This window comes from Vibrio sp. La 4.2.2, from assembly GCF_027586995.1.
In the GTDB taxonomy this organism is placed as follows: Bacteria; Pseudomonadota; Gammaproteobacteria; order Enterobacterales; family Vibrionaceae; genus Vibrio; species Vibrio mediterranei.
Map to the genome: position 1 here is coordinate 1 of NZ_JAPPTJ010000010.1, position 16,567 is coordinate 16,567.

Consider the following 16,567-nt stretch of genomic DNA (forward strand, 5'->3'; position numbering starts at 1 on the left):
GATACCGAAGTATCTAATTTGATTATCATCAACGAGTGCCCACACAGATTGATAGGTTTATATTGTTAAAGAACATTCTCTTCAGAACTCTGCGTTTCGCTTTCCGTTTGAAGAGGCGGCTATTCTAGCGAGATGATTCTCAGTGTCAAACACTTTTTTCTAATTATTTTTGATTTTTTCAAACTTAACTAGAAGACCATCTTGTCAGCTGAACGCCTTACTGACTCTTGCCTTGAACCCTTGTGGGCTCTGCCGTGTCAGTGAGGACGCATTATAGAGATCCGGATCACATTGGCAAGCGTTTTTTAAAGAAAATCTTTAAAAATAGGTCATTTGTAACTTTATTGACCAATAATGGCTAAAACAGAACGTTTTTCACTCATTAATCCTTTAACTTACCCCATATTGCATCTTGGTAAAGCCTCAGATGTCTGTTACACATACGAATTCTATAGTAACTAAAGAGCGTTATTGTCTTCAAAGTAGTAAGAAATTCGAGCTCGTGGGTTTAAGTATTCCCGAATCTCTTCTGGCAGCCTATCAGGGTGAATCACTGACTCCACTTTCAGCTCCTTCTCTTCAAGTGGAACGATGGGAGCTTGCAGTTTGGGTACGGTAGGATCGTAGATGAGTACATTCGGGCACAGTAAATTACCACTATTAATAGAAACGACGAGACCGACCATCTCATTAGAGAGTTTGACTACCGTACCAGGAGGATACACCCCCATATACTTAATAAGAATGTTTAGGTTTTCTTGGTTATACAACGCCTTTGTATGCTTATATAGATAAGACAAGGCGGTAAAAGGAATCTTTTTCTCACTCGGTATTTGGTGATGACATAGGTTATCAAACGCATTGGCAACAGAGATTATTTGTGCGAACGCATCAATTTCATCGCCTTTGAGACCCAACGGATAGCCACTGCCATCCAACAACTCGTGATGTTGTTCGATGACGGTAATGACTTCTTGAGGCAGTGTATCCATCATACCAGCGATGTTGCTACCATACTTGGTGTGAAGTTTTAGGTAGTTAGCTTCTGGCTCCGTGAGCGGCGTAGTTTTTCTCAAAATTGCCGGTGGAATCTTCACTTTACCAATATCATGAAACAGTGCAGAAAGCGCTACTAGTTTGATCTCCTCGGCCTCTAATCCCCTTGCTTTAGCAATCATCATAGACAGCACCGAAACATTTAAACTGTGAAAGTAGATGTCTTCAAATTCACTTTTACTGCCCATTAAATGCAAGGTCACTTCATCTTCAGATAAGAGAGTATCGACAATATCATCTACTAACAAACGTGCTTCTTTCGTCGCTTGTTCTGGCCGACTTCTGAGTTTGGCCATGACATTTCTAATTCGAGCCAAAGAGCGATCAAACTCTTTTTCGCAACGAGAAACTCTTCTTCGATAAGCGCTTAGTTGTTCTATACGCCTTTGCTTTTCTTCCCAGAGTAGATCCGAGCTTGCTTGAACATAAGCATTAGGTTCTTGAGAGGCTTGTTGAATAGGGAGCGGTAAAACATCACTTAAATCAGGGTTAACGTGGACGTACTTCACCCCTAACTGCTTAATAATGTGTACCTGCTCTTCTGATTTAATCTTAAAAACATTAAATAGAAACGGGTGGTCATTCCATTTGAGGGGAAGCCGGACATGAAGCCCAGGCTGAATTCGGTCCACTGAAATCTTGATACTTGCCACAATCCAACTGCAACTGACTGTAAAACACTCAGCGAGTTTAAAGAACTTCGTGCGCTAATTCATCTAATTATTATTAAAGTGTGACCAAATAATAAATTTGTAAACTAGCGCCTTTTCTATTGAGGGACGCTACTCTTGCTCTTTTTCGCGATTACTAAGAATAGCCGCAATTCTAGGATCTAGCGATTTACCATGTTGCTGCTCAAACTCTTCTCGCTTGAGATCAACGAGGTTTTTCACAGAGTGCTGAGCAAGGCCTTTTGGCACTTCTGTCACTAACTTGCCCTTCTCTTGCAAGCTCATCGCCTCACGATAAAACTCTTTAAAGCGACGGACAATCAGAGATTGTGGCAATCGACGAAGCTCATAGCCTTTGTTTTGCATAATCCACTTTTCCAGTTGATTATTGGGCTCTTTATTAACAACACGATTCAAAGCTTCCAAAGACTCTGATTCTGTAAGCTGAGTCTTGAGCAATGTCAATTCACCCATAATAGGTGGCCATTTTTCGCCAGCTTGAAGTCTCTCTCGGCAATGCTGCATGACACGCATTAACTCCGCTTCCGTTAAGCTATCTGCAAAATCGAGAAAACGTCCTGTTGGGCGTCGCCCGTAAGACTTAATCCACGTCGACTCATAAATACTCAGTAATGTACCGAATATATAGTTACACCAGTCACTAGGTTGACGTTCTTGTTCGACCTCGTTGATGCTTAAAGCCTGAGACGATGGCGAAGTTGTCGTTGAGACTTGAGTCGACTGCGGCTCACGGCGACCCTTATCAACTTTTGGAGTAACAGCATTAGAAGCCTTTAAATGCTCAAGGCTACCATTGACCCCCATTTCTCTGAGTTTCTTTTCCATTGTGCCAAAATCAACGTTTTTTGGCTTATTGCTGTTACTCATGTCTATTACCTATGTAAAGTGCGCACGTTGCGAGTCTTAAAAATTCGGATTCTTACCTTGTCCTCGTAAGTACTCACGAAACTCTTCTGAAGGACTCACATCACCAGACTTATTTGACGTTTGGTAAGATTGGCGACGTCTTTCTTCTGCTTGCTTACGTCGATCTTCCGCTTGTTTCTCGTTAACAATCCACAATCGAAGTTTATTAAGCATTTGAGTGACATTGGTGTACTCATTTGCTCGGGTTTTGTAGTAAACCACAAACTTTTCCCAGAACAAGTTAGGATCAATCTCAAGTCGAGAAAAAGCGATCGTCTGCGACGCCCAGTCTGGTATTTCAAACTCATTGAGATCATGAGTTGATAAATATTGGCTGTTGGTGGCAGGCTGCGACTCTTTCTTACTAGAAGAAAACCCACTACTTTTATCCTTACGATAATTGGGTTGCTGCTCGCCAATCACCGCTTGTAAACTTCCCGAGCGTTTCGAGTATTCTAGCCAATCTTCTAGCTGACGCGCCAAACGAGTGATGTTCGTGGTGTTCGTCCCATGTTCACGTACAAAGTTTTGCCATACGCTGTCTCTGCTATTCGGCGGTACTTTATAGAGATCAAAGGAGGGTACCGCCCAACCTGGAGCACTCGATTCTTGCATCGTCGTAACGCGAGATGGCTGACGGACAACTGGAGCGGCACTTGAGGTTTCAATCACTGGCAATCGATTTGGTTCAGAACTCGCTAAAGTAAAGTGGTGCCTTTGCCCTTGGGGGGTAGATTCAACCTGACCTTTGGTCAACAACCCTTTATTCGCAAGCGCAGTGAGCACATCTGCTAGTCCAAACTCTCCAAGTAAGCACTCTTTAGCAACATCTGACAGTGCAAAAGCCACATTCCCATCATTGCCAGAAATATCCGCTAACTTTAATAGTACTAACTTCTCACTAGCTGTGATGTCAGTTTGTTGCCAAGCAATATGGGTAAATTTTGCACTCACAGTAATTCTCCTATCTGTTACCTAGATTCTAGCGCTTCGACTGTTCATAAACAAACAGAGAAAAAGTGACCTTTGAGATTGGAACAGTATCAACGCTTATAAACGAGATCTATCGTCAATAGTTGGTAAGAGTTCGAAAAGAATAGGCTGCTGGATATGAGTCATCTTGCCGCAACGTGTTGGACGTATCACAAGGTTTACATCTCGCAAAACGACGAAAGGCCGCTTAAATAAGCGACCTTTCTAATATGGTACCGGTGGGCGGACTTGAACCGCCACGCCCGAAGGCAACGGATTTTGAATCCGTCGTGTATACCAATTTCACCACACCGGCATCTTGGACTGATGTCCTTTGATGTTTGGCATTATACGTAAGCTCTCGTTGCGTGCAACAACAAAACGCTGAATATTCTATTGTTTGCTGATATTTTCGCCACAATGTGATGCTATTCGGGCAAAGAGGCTTTCTTCACGTCGATAGAATCGCTATCCTGTGGCCAGTTTTGGTTATTAAATGATGTATTCAATGGAAACTCAATCTCTTCCACCAGCGGGCTTTTTCAGACGACTTGGGGCGCTGTTTTATGACAGCTTAATTATACTTGCGGTTGTGATGATGGCCGGTGGCGTTGTTGTGGCAATCATGGAAGCGTTGGTCGCGGCAGGGCTAATGAGCTATGCACCGTATGCCGATGCCAGTGACTTTCTCGGCAGCCATCCCTTTTGGAGTCCTGTTTACACCGCTTACCTAGCGTTCGCGTGGATTTACTTCCTTGTGTTCTTCTGGACTCGCGCCGGACAAACATTGGGAATGCGAGCTTGGAAGATTGAGCTTCAAAACTTAGATGGTGGACGTATTACCGTGACTCAAGCGCTAATCCGTATCGCTACATCCGCGTTTGGTTTGGCAAACTTGTCAGTCCCTATCGACCCTCAAAAGCGAGGGTTTCATGATATTTGGGCGAAGACCAAGGTAGTTGTCTTACCTAAAGCAAAATAAATAGCGACGAATATAAAAAAGGTGCCGAAAGGCACCTTTTTTATTACAAACGGCTAAGCAGACAAAAGTTAAGCTTTGTATGCTTTAAACGCGTTGATTAGACCATTAGTCGAGCTGTCGTGAGAAGTGACTTCACTGTCGTCAGCTAGTTCAGGTAGGATTTGGTTAGCCAGTTGCTTACCAAGTTCTACACCCCATTGGTCAAAGCTGAAGATGTTCCAAATAATACCTTGAGTGAAGATCTTGTGCTCGTACATCGCGATTAGGTTACCTAGAGTACGAGGTGTGATCTGCTTCACTAGGATTGAGTTCGTTGGACGGTTACCTTCAAAAATCTTAAATGGTACAAGATCTTTGACTTCTTCCGCTGTCTTACCTGCTTTTGCAAACTCAGCTTCAACCGTCTCTTTAGACTTACCGAATGCAAGTGCTTCAGTTTGAGCAAAGAAGTTAGACATTAGTTTCTGGTGATGATCACTCACTTGGTTGTGAGAGATAGCAGGCGCGATGAAATCACATGGGATCAGCTTAGTACCTTGGTGAATTAGCTGATAGAACGCGTGTTGGCCATTTGTGCCTGGCTCACCCCAAATAATAGGACCAGTTTGGTAATCAACGGCTTCACCATTGCGGTCAGTGAACTTACCGTTAGACTCCATGTTGCCTTGCTGGAAGTATGCAGCAAAACGGTGCATGTATTGGTCGTAAGGCAGAATCGCTTCAGATTCAGCACCGTGGAAGTTGTTGTACCAAATACCGATAAGTGCAAGTAGTACTGGAATGTTGCTTTCTAGATCAGTTTCAGCAAAGTGCTTATCCATCTCATGAGCACCAGCAAGAAGCTCAACGAAATTGTCGAAGCCTACAGCTAGAACGATAGATAGACCGATTGCAGACCAAAGTGAGTAACGACCGCCGACCCAATCCCAGAATTCGAACATGTTGTCAGTATCGATACCAAACTCAGAAACGGCAGTTGCGTTAGTCGATAGCGCCGCAAAGTGCTTAGCCACGTGAGCGTCATCTTGAGCCGAAGCTAGGAACCAATCGCGAGCAGAGTGCGCGTTAGTCATCGTTTCTTGAGTAGTAAATGTCTTAGAAGCAACCAAGAATAGCGTTGTTTCTGGATTTACTTTCTTAAGAGTTTCAGCGATATGTGTACCATCTACGTTTGACACAAAGTGCATGTTCAGATGGTTCGTGTAAGGCGCTAGCGCTTCAGTCACCATGTAAGGACCAAGGTCAGAACCACCGATACCGATGTTTACTACGTCAGTGATCGCTTTACCTGTGTAACCTTTCCAATCACCAGAAATAATGCGCTCAGAGAAACCTTTCATCTTCTCTAATACTGCGTTTACCGCTGGCATAACGTCTTCGCCGTTAACCATGATTGGCGTGTTGCTGCGGTTACGTAGTGCAACGTGAAGAACAGAACGACCTTCTGTTTGGTTGATTGTGTCACCAGCAAACATGGCTTTGATTGCGCCTTTAAGCTCAGTCTCGTTCGCTAGAGCAAATAGGTTCTTCATTGTTTCATCGTTGATTAGGTTCTTAGAGTAATCAACAAGAATGTCAGAGCCGAAGCGCGTAGAGAATTTGCCAAAACGGTCAGCGTCTTGTGCAAATAACTCTGCTAAGTCCATATCTTGCGCAGATTCGAAATGCGCAGTCAGTGCTTTCCAAGCTTCAGTTTGCGTTGGATTGATGTTTTTCAACATGGTCTCTATCCCAATTTTTAGTCGGTTTTATTCCCAATCCCCCCAAGGAAAAGGAACCCCCAGTTTAGCGAATAATAAACAGTATATTCTAAATACAGCCCAGTGCCTTTTTAGGTTCACTAGACGTTACAAACTTGTCTGTGGTTTACAAAGTGTAGACTTTGTTTTCGTAATAATTTTTCAGGCGTAATTATGAACCAGAGCCATTGCACTCACCTTGAGTTAGGTCACGTAACGGTTCACAATATAAACAAAATAGGTAAACACCCTACCATTAAGCAGCACTATAATACATAGGAGTGATTATGTGGCAACAAAAGACATTGTACCTCAGCGCTAAGGCGCGCGGTTTTCATCTGATTACTGATGAAATTGAACAACAACTGCCACAGTTAAAAGACTACTCTGTAGGTTTACTACATCTCTTTATTCAACATACTTCGGCTAGTTTAACGTTGAATGAAAACGCGGATCCGACGGTACGTAGTGATATGGAAAGTCACTTCAATCGCTATGTCCCAGAGAATGCACCTTATTACAAACATACGTACGAAGGCAGCGACGACATGCCTGCTCATATTAAGAGCTCTCTTCTTGGAGCGAGCGTGACCATTCCAATTAGCCAAGGACAGTTAGCTTTGGGGACATGGCAGGGCATTTACTTAGGTGAACATCGAGACTTTGGTGGGGAGCGACGAATTATTGCAACGTTGCAAGGGCAGATTTGAGGTAAAAACCCTTGCGATGCCTTTGATGGTTTACACCTTGCCTGCCTGTTGTGACGAGGCAGACAAAGGTTGGTTTGAAAGGCGCAGTAAGTAGATCCCTGCCTGCGCAGGAATGACAATACTTGGGTCTGGTATTGAAGTTCGGTATCAAATAGAGACCGACGTCACTTCGTACTGCTATAGCTCATTTCAACGCGGGAAGTGAGCTTAGTCACCAGCTCATAAGCAATAGTACCAATGTGCTCGGCGACTTCTTCAGATGGGAGCGCTTCCCCCCATAAGATGGCTTCATCGCCCACTTGATCTAGGGCATCAGGACCCAAGTCAACAGTAAGCATATCCATCGATACTCGACCGGCTATTGGGACTTTACGACCATTAACTAGTACTGGTGTACCATTGGGTGCTGTTCGAGGATAGCCATCACCATAACCAATCGCAATCACCCCTACTTTGGTGTCCCTTTGACTAGTCCAAGTCGCCCCATAACCCACACTTTCGCCTTTCTTTACATCGCGCACAGCAATCAAGTGAGACTTTAAAGTCATAACTGGCTTAAAGCCCATATCGGCTGCGGTCTTATCTCCAAAAGGAGACACTCCATACATAATGATACCTGGACGCACCCAATCTAAGCGACTTTGCTGCCACTCAAGTAGGCCAGCAGAGGCAGCCATAGAACGCTCCCCATTACAGCCTTCTGTTAGTGACAGAAATAGTTCGATTTGCTGTTGAGTCATGGTGTTATCAAGCTCATCGGCACAACCGAAATGGCTCATATAACGTAGCGGCTTAGCCACGTTATCACAGCGATGTAAACGCTCGACGAACTCTTGGTATTGTTCTTCTCGAACGCCTAGACGGTGCATGCCGCTATCCACTTTAAGCCAAACAACGACCGGAGTTTCTAGCTCTGCCTGCTCTAGTGCATCGAGCTGTTCATAACAATGCACCACCGTTTGAATATTATTGGTCACCAACACAGGGAGATCATTGGGTGAGTAGAAACCCTCAAGCAGTAATATGGGTTTCACCACACCGCTTGCTCTTAGCTGCAGCGCCTCTTCGATGCGAGCTACACCAAATGCATCCGCACCCGTGGCATTTTTAGCAATGTGTCTCAAACCATGACCATAACCATTAGCTTTGACTACCGCCATGACTTTGCTATTCGGCGCTTTCTGTTTAATGCATGCTAGATTGTGCGCCAGCGCATCCAAATTAATGTGCGCTGTCGCTGCTTTCATATAACTCATACGTCTGCCCTACTACTCTTCGTCAAACGCAGGACCTGCGTAGTTATCAAAGCGAGAATATTGACCTTGGAAGGTTAAGCGAACCGAACCGATAGGACCGTTACGCTGCTTACCGATAATGATTTCTGCAATCCCTTTTAATGCACTGTCAGGGTGATAAACCTCATCACGATAAATGAACATAATTAAGTCGGCATCCTGCTCAATAGAGCCCGATTCACGAAGGTCTGAGTTAACTGGACGTTTATCGGCACGCTGCTCCAAGGAACGGTTAAGCTGCGACAAAGCAACAACAGGAACATTCAACTCCTTCGCCAATGCTTTAAGTGAGCGTGAAATCTCAGCGATCTCAAGGGTACGGTTATCAGAGAGTGACGGTACGCGCATCAACTGAAGGTAGTCCACCATGATAAGGCTAAGGCCACCGTGTTCCCGAGCAATGCGTCGAGCACGAGAACGCACCTCGGTTGGGGTCAAACCAGAACTGTCATCAATGTACATATTCTTTTTCTCCATGAGCATGCCCATGGTCGTTGAAATCTTCGCCCAATCCTCATCATCTAATTGACCAGTACGGATCTTAGTTTGGTCAACACGAGACAGCGACGCCAACATACGCATCATGATCTGTTCGGCAGGCATCTCCAAGGAGAAGATAAGTACTGGCTTATCATCCGACATCGCCGCATTTTCACATAAGTTCATCGCAAATGTCGTCTTACCCATCGATGGACGTGCTGCGACAATGATAAGATCCGAACCTTGAAGGCCAGCCGTTTTCTTATTTAAGTCATTAAAGCCCGTAGTCACCCCTGTTACACCATCTTGTGGCGTTTTATACAGGATTTCGATTCGTTCTAGTGTTTTTTCAAGTATGTTATCGACATTTTGAGGGCCTTCATTCTCGCTGGTTCTTTCTTCCGCGATTTTAAAGACCTTACTCTCAGCCATATCAAGCAGATCTTCTGAGGAGCGACCTTGTGGGTCATAACCCGCATCAGCGATCTCGTTAGCCACACCAATTAGATTTCGTACCAGAGCACGCTCAGCAACAATATCCGCATAAGCATTGATGTTTGCTGCACTTGGGGTGTTTTTCGCTAGATCGGCAAGGTAGGCAAACCCACCAACATCGTCCAACTGCTCTCGCAGTTCAAGGAATTCAGATAAGGTAATCAAGTCAAGCGGCTTGCTCTCTTCTAACAGAGCTTGAATGCCTTCAAAGATTAGACGGTGAGGACGACTATAGAAATCACTGCTGATCACCTTCTCGGCAACGGTATCCCATCGTTGATTGTCTAACAACAGACCACCCAGTACAGACTGCTCCGCTTCCAATGAATGAGGAGGGACCTTCACTGATTCCACTTGAGCATCTTTTACTTTTTGATTTCGGATATCCGCCATGACTCTACTCGATAACACATTATGACCAGACATTATATACTCAACTAAGTGTGGGCTAAAGCAAAGAAAACGCGACTAAAACGAGGATTACTCCTTCAAAATTTGACCTATTGCTGACGATGGTCGAATATGCCACACATATAATCCCGAACCCCGTATCCGCTCCGAGAGGTTTTTGTGTCAAAGAAGGTACTTTTTGGTCTAGTATTGCTTGCTTCGCCTGCGATCTATGCTGAAGAATTTCTCCCGCCAAGCGACACGGAAGACTCGCCGCCCTCACCACTTCAATCCGAAGTGGAATTTGGCTATCAAGCACACTCAGGCAATACCGACTCTCAATCACTTAATGCGCGTGTTGCTGCGGAATATACCGAGGGACGCCATCGTACCAGTGGGGAATGGAAATATTACCAACTCTATAAAGACGGTGATGAAGATAAAAATCAGCAGAACTATTTATTGCAAACTGACTACAAGTTAGGCCCTAAAGCGTATTTGTACGGAAACTATAACGGCTTCTCTTCACTTTATAGCTCATATTATGAAGATCATACCGTTTCAGGTGGTTTAGGTTATCAGCTCGCCAATCGAGACAATTTCCTGTTTGAAGTCGAAGTCGGTCCGGGTTTTCGTTATCAAGAACCTAATCTTGATGAGATAGACGATAAAGACATTATTTTTAAGAACGTGGTTAAAGAAGCTATTATTCGAGGCAACATCAATTTGATTTGGAAGCCTTTGGATACTCTCACCGTCGGTACCAAGCTAACCGCTACATCTGGTAAAAGTAACACCCGTTTTGATACAGAATTAAATGTCACCAACGCCATTACTGAAACCATCGCGTTAAAGCTATCTTATGACAGCCAATACCACAGTAAAGTCCCTAGCCCTACTCTAAGCAAGCGCGACTCTATTTTCACCGTCAACCTGCTGTTCAGCTTCTAACCTTATAAAAATTGTAAAAAAAAAACACCAGCCGAAGCTGGTGTTTTTCATTGTTCTTCTGACTGAGATTACTCAGCAGCAACAACTTGTAGGTTGATAGCAGCGAAAACTTCAGAGTGAAGTTGGATGCTGATTTCGAACTCACCAGTTGTGCGTAGAGCACCTTCAGGTAGGCGAACTTCGCTCTTAACTACTTCAACGCCAGCTGCAGTGATTGCATCAGCGATGTCGCGAGTACCGATAGAACCGAATAGTTTGCCTTCGTCACCAGCTTTAGAAGCGATAACAACAGCTTCTAGAGCGTTAACTTTCTCAGCACGAGCTTCAGCAGCAGTTAGTTGCTCAGCAACTTTAGCTTCTAGTTCAGCGCGACGAGCTTCGAACATTTCAACGTTACCTTTAGTAGCCATTACTGCCTTACCTTGTGGGATAAGGAAGTTACGTGCGTAACCAGATTTAACGTTAACTGTATCGCCAAGACCACCTAGGTTACCGATTTTATCAAGTAGAATAACTTGCATTGTTTAATCCTCTATCTAAATAAACGGTGCCGATTACTGATGCTTATCAGTGTATGGCAGTAGAGCTAGGTAGCGTGAACGCTTGATAGCGCGCGCTAGCTGACGCTGATATTTAGCGCTTGTACCAGTGATACGGCTAGGTACGATTTTACCAGCTTCAGTGATGTAGTTTTTAAGAGTTGCTACGTCTTTGTAATCAATCTCTTGTACGCCTTCTGCAGTGAAACGGCAGAATTTACGACGACGGAAGAAACGAGCCATGGGCTATCTCCTGATCTAAATTAAAGTCTTGTTGTCGGCAATTGAATCAATTACCAAGTACTAAATGAGTAACGAATTACTCTGCAGCTGCTTCTGGCTTAGCTTCAGTACGCTCTTCGCGACGTGGAGCACGCTCTTCTTTCTGCTTAAGCATGATAGAAGGCTCAGTGATTGCTGCTTTAGTACGCATAATCATGTTACGTAGAACTGCATCGTTGAAACGGAAAGCAGTCTCTAGCTCATCAATAGCTTCTTGTGGAGCTTCAACGTTCATTAGAACGTAGTGAGCTTTGTGAAGCTTGTTGATTGGGTAAGCCAGTTGACGACGACCCCAGTCTTCTAGACGGTGAACAGTACCGTTAGCTTCAGTGATAGAACCAGTGTAACGCTCGATCATGCCAGCAACTTGCTCGCTTTGATCAGGGTGCACCATGAATACGATTTCGTAATGACGCATTGGTTGCTCCTTACGGATTATTAGCTTCCACGTTTGGCTCGGTCGTCCAGAGGAAGCAAGGAACGAATAAAAAAGACCGAGAATTAAGGACCGCGAATGTTACAGAAAGGACGGAAAATAAGCAAGCAATTTTAGAGGTTTAAGAGGCTAAGCAATACTCCTCAATGCTTAGCCATCCAAAAAGCCTTGTTATTCATCAGCATAGATCTTTACAGTTAATTCACCATGGCAATCTACCGAGGCGCGGTACATGCCTGAGCTATTCATACCAAAATGAACATCACCTTGAGCATCCACTGCAATTAAGCCACCCTCGCCACCCATGGTTTTCAGTTCACCTTGAATTACCGCTTCACACGCCGTATGAACGTCTTCTTTTAGATAGCGCATTCGCGCCGCGACATCACCTGCAACGGTTTTACGGATAAAGTACTCACCCATTCCGGTAGTTGAAACCGCAACATTGCCGTTTTCAGCGAAGGTACCTGCGCCGATAATCGCAGTATCGCCAACACGGCCGTACTTTTTATTGGTTACACCACCAGTACTTGTCGCAGCAGCCAAGTTTCCATGGCGGTCCAGTGCCACCGCCCCTACCGTGCCGTACTTTTTGTCATCTGGATATTTCGATTCAGACAGGGCAAACAATCCTTTCTCTTTCATCGAAAGTAATTGTTCGTAGCGACGCTCAGTAAAGAAGTAATCTTGCTCGGTATATTCGTGTTGATGTTCAAACGCAAACTTCTCCGCGCCTTCTCCGATTAATAACACATGATCGCTATCGCGCATCACATCTCGCGCCAGCTCAATCGGGTTACGAATATGACGAACGCCAGCGACCGCGCCTGCATCCATAGCCGCGCCATGCATCACAGAGGCATCCATCTCAACCATTTCATCATGAGTTAATACCGAGCCTTTTCCCGCATTAAAATGTGGCGAGTCTTCCATCACTTTAACCGCTGCTACTGTTGCATCTAGAGCGTCACCACCCGCTTCCAATATCGCAGCGCCCGCCTGAACTGATTGAGTCAGTGCTGCCAATATCTCTTGCTTCAACGTCTCGGTCATCTGTTCACGCAATATGGTTCCAGCGCCACCATGAATCGCAATTGCAAAAGGCTTAGTCATACCGTTCGTTCCTACTTCCCTACTGTTTAAAACCAAAAAGACCTCCCATAGGGAGGCCTTTCAAAACTCAACGATTAGTGAGAACCACAACCACCGCCACCGCAGCAACCGTCTTCTTTTTTCTCACCGTGGTCGTCACCACCGCAACAGCCACCTTCTTCACCGTGACCTTCGCCGCCACAACAGCCGCCACCTTGGTGAATATGACCATGTTCAATTTCTTCTGCCTTAGCTTCGCGAATCGCAACCACTTCAACATCAAACGTTAGTGTTTGGCCTGCAAGCATGTGGTTACCGTCAACCACAACTTCGTCACCGTCTACTTCGGTTACTTCAACAGGGATTGGACCTTGGTCTGTATCCGCTAGAAAACGCATGCCGACTTCGATAGTGTCAACGCCTTGGAATACATTCGCTGGTACACGTTGTACTAATGCATCATTGTGTTCACCGTAAGCATCCTCTGGAGAAACAGTAGCTGTGAATTTATCACCCGCTTCTTTGCCTTCAAGTTCCTTTTCTAGACCAACGATTAGGTTGTTGTGACCGTGTAGGTAATCTAGAGGTGCTTCTACTGTTGATTGATCAACGACAACACCGTCTTCTGTTTTTACTTGGTACGCTAGGCTAACTACTGCGTTCTGAGTAACTTTCATGTGAGCTCCAAAGGATTGGCCTTGAGAGATCATTAAAGCAAAGCCTTTTTGCGAACAGCAAACCGACTCAAATGATCATCTCATCAAAAATTAATCCGCCTTTAAGCGGCGTGTTCGCATATTATGGGGTCAGAAATAAGAAACTCAATCATTCAGGCTTAAAAATTCCGATTAATTCCTCATCACTGCGTTCAGTTTTCTCTACAGCTTTTGGCGTGCGTTGTTCCTTGAACTCACACTCTACACACTCCACCCACTCAACATTGTTGTCTATCCACCAGCGCAAACTGTCTTGCTGGCTACACTTAGGGCAGCTTGCCCCCGCAATAAAACGTTTCTTGGTACTGCTCATGTTACTTCCTAATTCCGACCTTCAACCGCAATAGCTTTAACTTCAACGTTAATCCCAGAAATTACGCGATTGGCGATCATTTTCCATTTCACGGCCAAAGATTTCTTCGAGTTCTTTACGAGCTTCTTTCGATCTTTGTGCCAATTCTTTATCTTCACTGTGTTGAGGCAACAACTCTTTAAGCATGGCATTATCCAGCTTTCTAAAGTGCGCTTCTGCGCGCTTTGCCTCATAAGGATGAAATCCTAGCTCCACTAATGCCTGTCGACCTAAATCTAGGGCGCCCAAAAATGTCTCTCGCGAATAACATTGCACGCCATGATTCATAAGCTGATAGGCCTCTACTCGACTTCGAGCCCTCGCTAAGACTCTAAGCTTAGGAAAATGGTTATGACAAAGGTCCACCACTTCCATGATCTCCTCAGGAGAATCGGTACAGATAATGATAGCCTCGGCTTTATCGGCGCCCGCCGCTCTTAACAAATCCACCTGAGTCGCATCACCATAAAACACCTTATAACCGTATTTTCTTAACAGGTGAATTTGGCTCGCATCACTTTCTAATACGGTAACTTTGACCTTATTGGCGTACATCAAACGACCGACAATTTGTCCAAATCGTCCGAAGCCAGCAATGATCACTCTAGGCTGTCGATCCTCAACATCGGTTTTAATGGTGGTTTCTTCTACATGATTGAGTGATTTCTCAAACCATTTTTTCTGTCCCATAAGCAGCAATGGTGTGGTTACCATGGACAAACTCACCACAACTAGCAGAAAGGCAGACTCTTCGGCAGGCAATAGCCCTTGCGCACTCGCCGCCGTAAAGATGACAAAGGCAAACTCACCGCCTTGGCTTAAAATCGCCGCCATTTTACTGCGCGATTTCGGTCCGATACCAAACAAACGGGCCAGTACGTACAAGATAAGCCCTTTGATAATGACCAAAGACACCACAGCAAACAGCACAGCGAGTGGTTCAGAAATCAGTAATCCAAGGTTTACCGCCATACCCACCGCGATAAAGAATAACCCTAGCAGCAGACCTTTGAATGGCTCAATGGCGATTTCCAACTCATGCCGGTACTCACTTTCGGCCAGTAACACCCCTGCTAAAAACGTACCTAAAGCCATGGATAACCCAAGCTTTTGCATAAAGGCAGCAATACCAATCACTAGCAGCAATGCGGCCACGGTAAACAACTCACGCACACCGCTCATGACGACATAACGAAACAGAGGACGAATCAGAAAGTGGCCGCCCACCAGCAAGCCTAAAACACCCGCTAACATCCAAATAATGTCTGCCCAGTTGCCCGCTGTGTTGCCTGCTAATAATGGCAGTAATGCCAACATTGGAATAACCGCAATATCTTGAAACAGCAGAACGGCAAAGCCGGACTGTCCGGTCTCGCCGCCTCCTAGCCCTTGTTCTTCAATAACTCGAAGGGCTATCGCGGTAGATGAAAGCGCGAGGCCCATTCCTATCGCTAAACTGGTTTGCCAAGAGAGATTAAATAAAGAAGCAATCGCAGAAAGAATCAAAGTAGTGACGACAACCTGTGCGCCACCTAAACCAAGGATGGGAACTCGCATCTGCCACAGCTTCTTAGGATTCAGTTCCAAGCCAATTAAAAACAGCAGCAGTACGACACCAAATTCGGAGAAATGAAGTATTTCATCCACATCGCTAATAAGCCCTAGTCCCCATGGGCCAATGGCAACACCAGCCAACAGATAGCCGAGAACACTGCCCAATCCAAGGCGCTGGGCAATGGGAACCGCAACCACAGCAGCAGAGAGGAAAATAACACCGCTTTGCAAGAAATCGTTAGTCATCGCCATGTTCCACCTCCGCACCTTGCAGTGTGGACATCATCAAAGATTCATCAAACGGATGCATTAACCATTGGCGGTACAATTCCGCATGTTGATATCGCTCCATATCACCGACACGTCGTGACCAATAGAGCACCAGCGGCTCCATCCACTGCATTTTACATAAGGCAGCCGTCAGCTCGAATGGCTGCAAAATCTGCTCTAACGGGTACTTATTGTAGCCCGATTGACTAAAGGCAGACTCTTTACCACCAGTGGTAATGACGCTGCGCCAGTACTTACCTTCCAATGCGCAATCATCACCAAATGCAAAGCCTTTACCCAGCACACGGTCAATCCACTCCTTTAATAAAGAGGGGCAGGAATACATATAAAGTGGATGCTGAAGCACAATCACATCATGCTCGAGCAAAAGCTGGTGCTCAGCTTTAACGTCAATAAAGAAGTCAGGATACAGAGCGTACAGATCTCTTAGGGTGACATTATCAAGAGATTGAATCTTCTTGAGCATAACCTGATTGGCAATCGAGTTTTGCGGCTCTGGATGGGCATAGATGACCAGAACCTTGGGGGATGTGTTGGTGCTTTCGAGTATGGAAGTCATTCCTAGACGTCTATCCTTAAACCTAGCGATACCCTTAAAGCTTAAGGGTAGATAGATATGATTGTTATTTAAATCATT

17 protein-coding genes and 1 tRNA gene are annotated in these 16,567 nt (G+C 45.0%); 3 read left to right on the forward strand and 15 right to left on the reverse strand.

What is annotated here, in order from left to right; translation table 11 throughout:
* Nucleotides 1–458 precede the first annotated feature (458 nt).
* From OH456_RS20010 to OH456_RS20025, 4 genes are all read right to left on the reverse strand, one after another.
* Nucleotides 459–1,709 carry an HD-GYP domain-containing protein gene (locus tag OH456_RS20010; protein WP_270034102.1) on the reverse strand — a complete coding sequence of 417 codons (1,251 nt, stop codon included), beginning with the start codon at nt 1,707–1,709 and terminating at the stop codon, nt 459–461.
* 129 nt (nt 1,710–1,838) lie between these two features.
* Nucleotides 1,839–2,615 (reverse strand): hypothetical protein, encoded by a 777-nt coding sequence (locus OH456_RS20015; protein WP_062463000.1) that lies wholly within the window; start codon nt 2,613–2,615, stop codon nt 1,839–1,841.
* A 36-nt stretch (nt 2,616–2,651) separates the two neighbouring features.
* Nucleotides 2,652–3,608, reverse strand: coding sequence for a hypothetical protein (locus tag OH456_RS20020; RefSeq protein ID WP_006074913.1), 957 nt, complete (start codon nt 3,606–3,608; stop codon nt 2,652–2,654).
* A 249-nt stretch (nt 3,609–3,857) separates the two neighbouring features.
* A tRNA-Leu gene (locus tag OH456_RS20025) sits at nt 3,858–3,942 on the reverse strand.
* Nucleotides 3,943–4,134: 192 nt separating this feature from the next.
* Between OH456_RS20025 and OH456_RS20030 the strand changes: the two genes are divergently transcribed.
* Entirely contained in the window at nt 4,135–4,608 is a 474-nt protein-coding gene (locus tag OH456_RS20030; protein WP_006074938.1) for an RDD family protein, read from the forward strand.
* A 68-nt stretch (nt 4,609–4,676) separates the two neighbouring features.
* Here the strand turns inward: OH456_RS20030 and pgi are convergent, their stop codons facing one another.
* Nucleotides 4,677–6,329 carry a glucose-6-phosphate isomerase gene (gene pgi / locus OH456_RS20035; protein ID WP_062463009.1) on the reverse strand — a complete coding sequence of 551 codons (1,653 nt, stop codon included), beginning with the start codon at nt 6,327–6,329 and terminating at the stop codon, nt 4,677–4,679.
* A 305-nt stretch (nt 6,330–6,634) separates the two neighbouring features.
* Here pgi and OH456_RS20040 point away from each other — a divergent pair, with 305 nt between their 5' ends.
* Nucleotides 6,635–7,057 carry a secondary thiamine-phosphate synthase enzyme YjbQ gene (locus OH456_RS20040; protein WP_031493579.1) on the forward strand — a complete coding sequence of 141 codons (423 nt, stop codon included), beginning with the start codon at nt 6,635–6,637 and terminating at the stop codon, nt 7,055–7,057.
* Between the two features lie 164 nt (nt 7,058–7,221).
* On the opposite strand, the gene alr is transcribed toward OH456_RS20040, so the two are convergent.
* Nucleotides 7,222–8,304 (reverse strand): alanine racemase, encoded by a 1,083-nt coding sequence (gene alr, locus OH456_RS20045; protein ID WP_236112025.1) that lies wholly within the window; start codon nt 8,302–8,304, stop codon nt 7,222–7,224.
* Nucleotides 8,305–8,325: 21 nt separating this feature from the next.
* Nucleotides 8,326–9,720 (reverse strand): replicative DNA helicase, encoded by a 1,395-nt coding sequence (locus OH456_RS20050; RefSeq protein WP_006075652.1) that lies wholly within the window; start codon nt 9,718–9,720, stop codon nt 8,326–8,328.
* A 177-nt stretch (nt 9,721–9,897) separates the two neighbouring features.
* Here OH456_RS20050 and OH456_RS20055 point away from each other — a divergent pair, with 177 nt between their 5' ends.
* Complete coding sequence (locus tag OH456_RS20055) at nt 9,898–10,668, forward strand: DUF481 domain-containing protein (RefSeq protein WP_062463012.1); 771 nt, start codon at nt 9,898–9,900, stop codon at nt 10,666–10,668.
* 68 nt (nt 10,669–10,736) lie between these two features.
* Here OH456_RS20055 and rplI read toward each other — a convergent pair whose 3' ends face one another.
* The 8 genes from rplI to kefG form a co-directional block, all read right to left on the reverse strand.
* Nucleotides 10,737–11,189 (reverse strand): 50S ribosomal protein L9, encoded by a 453-nt coding sequence (rplI, locus tag OH456_RS20060; RefSeq protein WP_031493946.1) that lies wholly within the window; start codon nt 11,187–11,189, stop codon nt 10,737–10,739.
* Between the two features lie 33 nt (nt 11,190–11,222).
* Nucleotides 11,223–11,450 (reverse strand): 30S ribosomal protein S18, encoded by a 228-nt coding sequence (gene rpsR, locus OH456_RS20065; protein WP_000090472.1) that lies wholly within the window; start codon nt 11,448–11,450, stop codon nt 11,223–11,225.
* Nucleotides 11,451–11,526: 76 nt separating this feature from the next.
* Nucleotides 11,527–11,907, reverse strand: coding sequence for a 30S ribosomal protein S6 (rpsF, locus tag OH456_RS20070; protein ID WP_006074804.1), 381 nt, complete (start codon nt 11,905–11,907; stop codon nt 11,527–11,529).
* Between the two features lie 189 nt (nt 11,908–12,096).
* Nucleotides 12,097–13,038 carry an isoaspartyl peptidase/L-asparaginase family protein gene (locus tag OH456_RS20075; protein WP_270034103.1) on the reverse strand — a complete coding sequence of 314 codons (942 nt, stop codon included), beginning with the start codon at nt 13,036–13,038 and terminating at the stop codon, nt 12,097–12,099.
* A 74-nt stretch (nt 13,039–13,112) separates the two neighbouring features.
* Nucleotides 13,113–13,694: a peptidylprolyl isomerase gene (gene slyD / locus OH456_RS20080; RefSeq protein ID WP_038223079.1), complete on the reverse strand. Its 582-nt coding sequence runs from the start codon at nt 13,692–13,694 to the stop codon at nt 13,113–13,115.
* Nucleotides 13,695–13,842: 148 nt separating this feature from the next.
* A complete protein-coding gene (locus tag OH456_RS20085; protein WP_006074807.1) occupies nt 13,843–14,046 on the reverse strand; it encodes a YheV family putative zinc ribbon protein in 204 nt (67 codons plus the stop codon).
* A gap of 48 nt (nt 14,047–14,094) precedes the next feature.
* On the reverse strand, nt 14,095–15,891 hold the full coding sequence (gene kefB / locus OH456_RS20090) for a glutathione-regulated potassium-efflux system protein KefB (protein ID WP_006074808.1): 1,797 nt from the start codon (nt 15,889–15,891) through the stop codon (nt 14,095–14,097).
* Nucleotides 15,878–16,489, reverse strand: a complete 612-nt coding sequence (gene kefG, locus OH456_RS20095; protein ID WP_124940354.1) for a glutathione-regulated potassium-efflux system ancillary protein KefG — start codon at nt 16,487–16,489, stop codon at nt 15,878–15,880. The genes kefB and kefG overlap by 14 nt, the downstream gene beginning before the upstream one ends.
* Nucleotides 16,490–16,567: the final 78 nt, after the last annotated feature.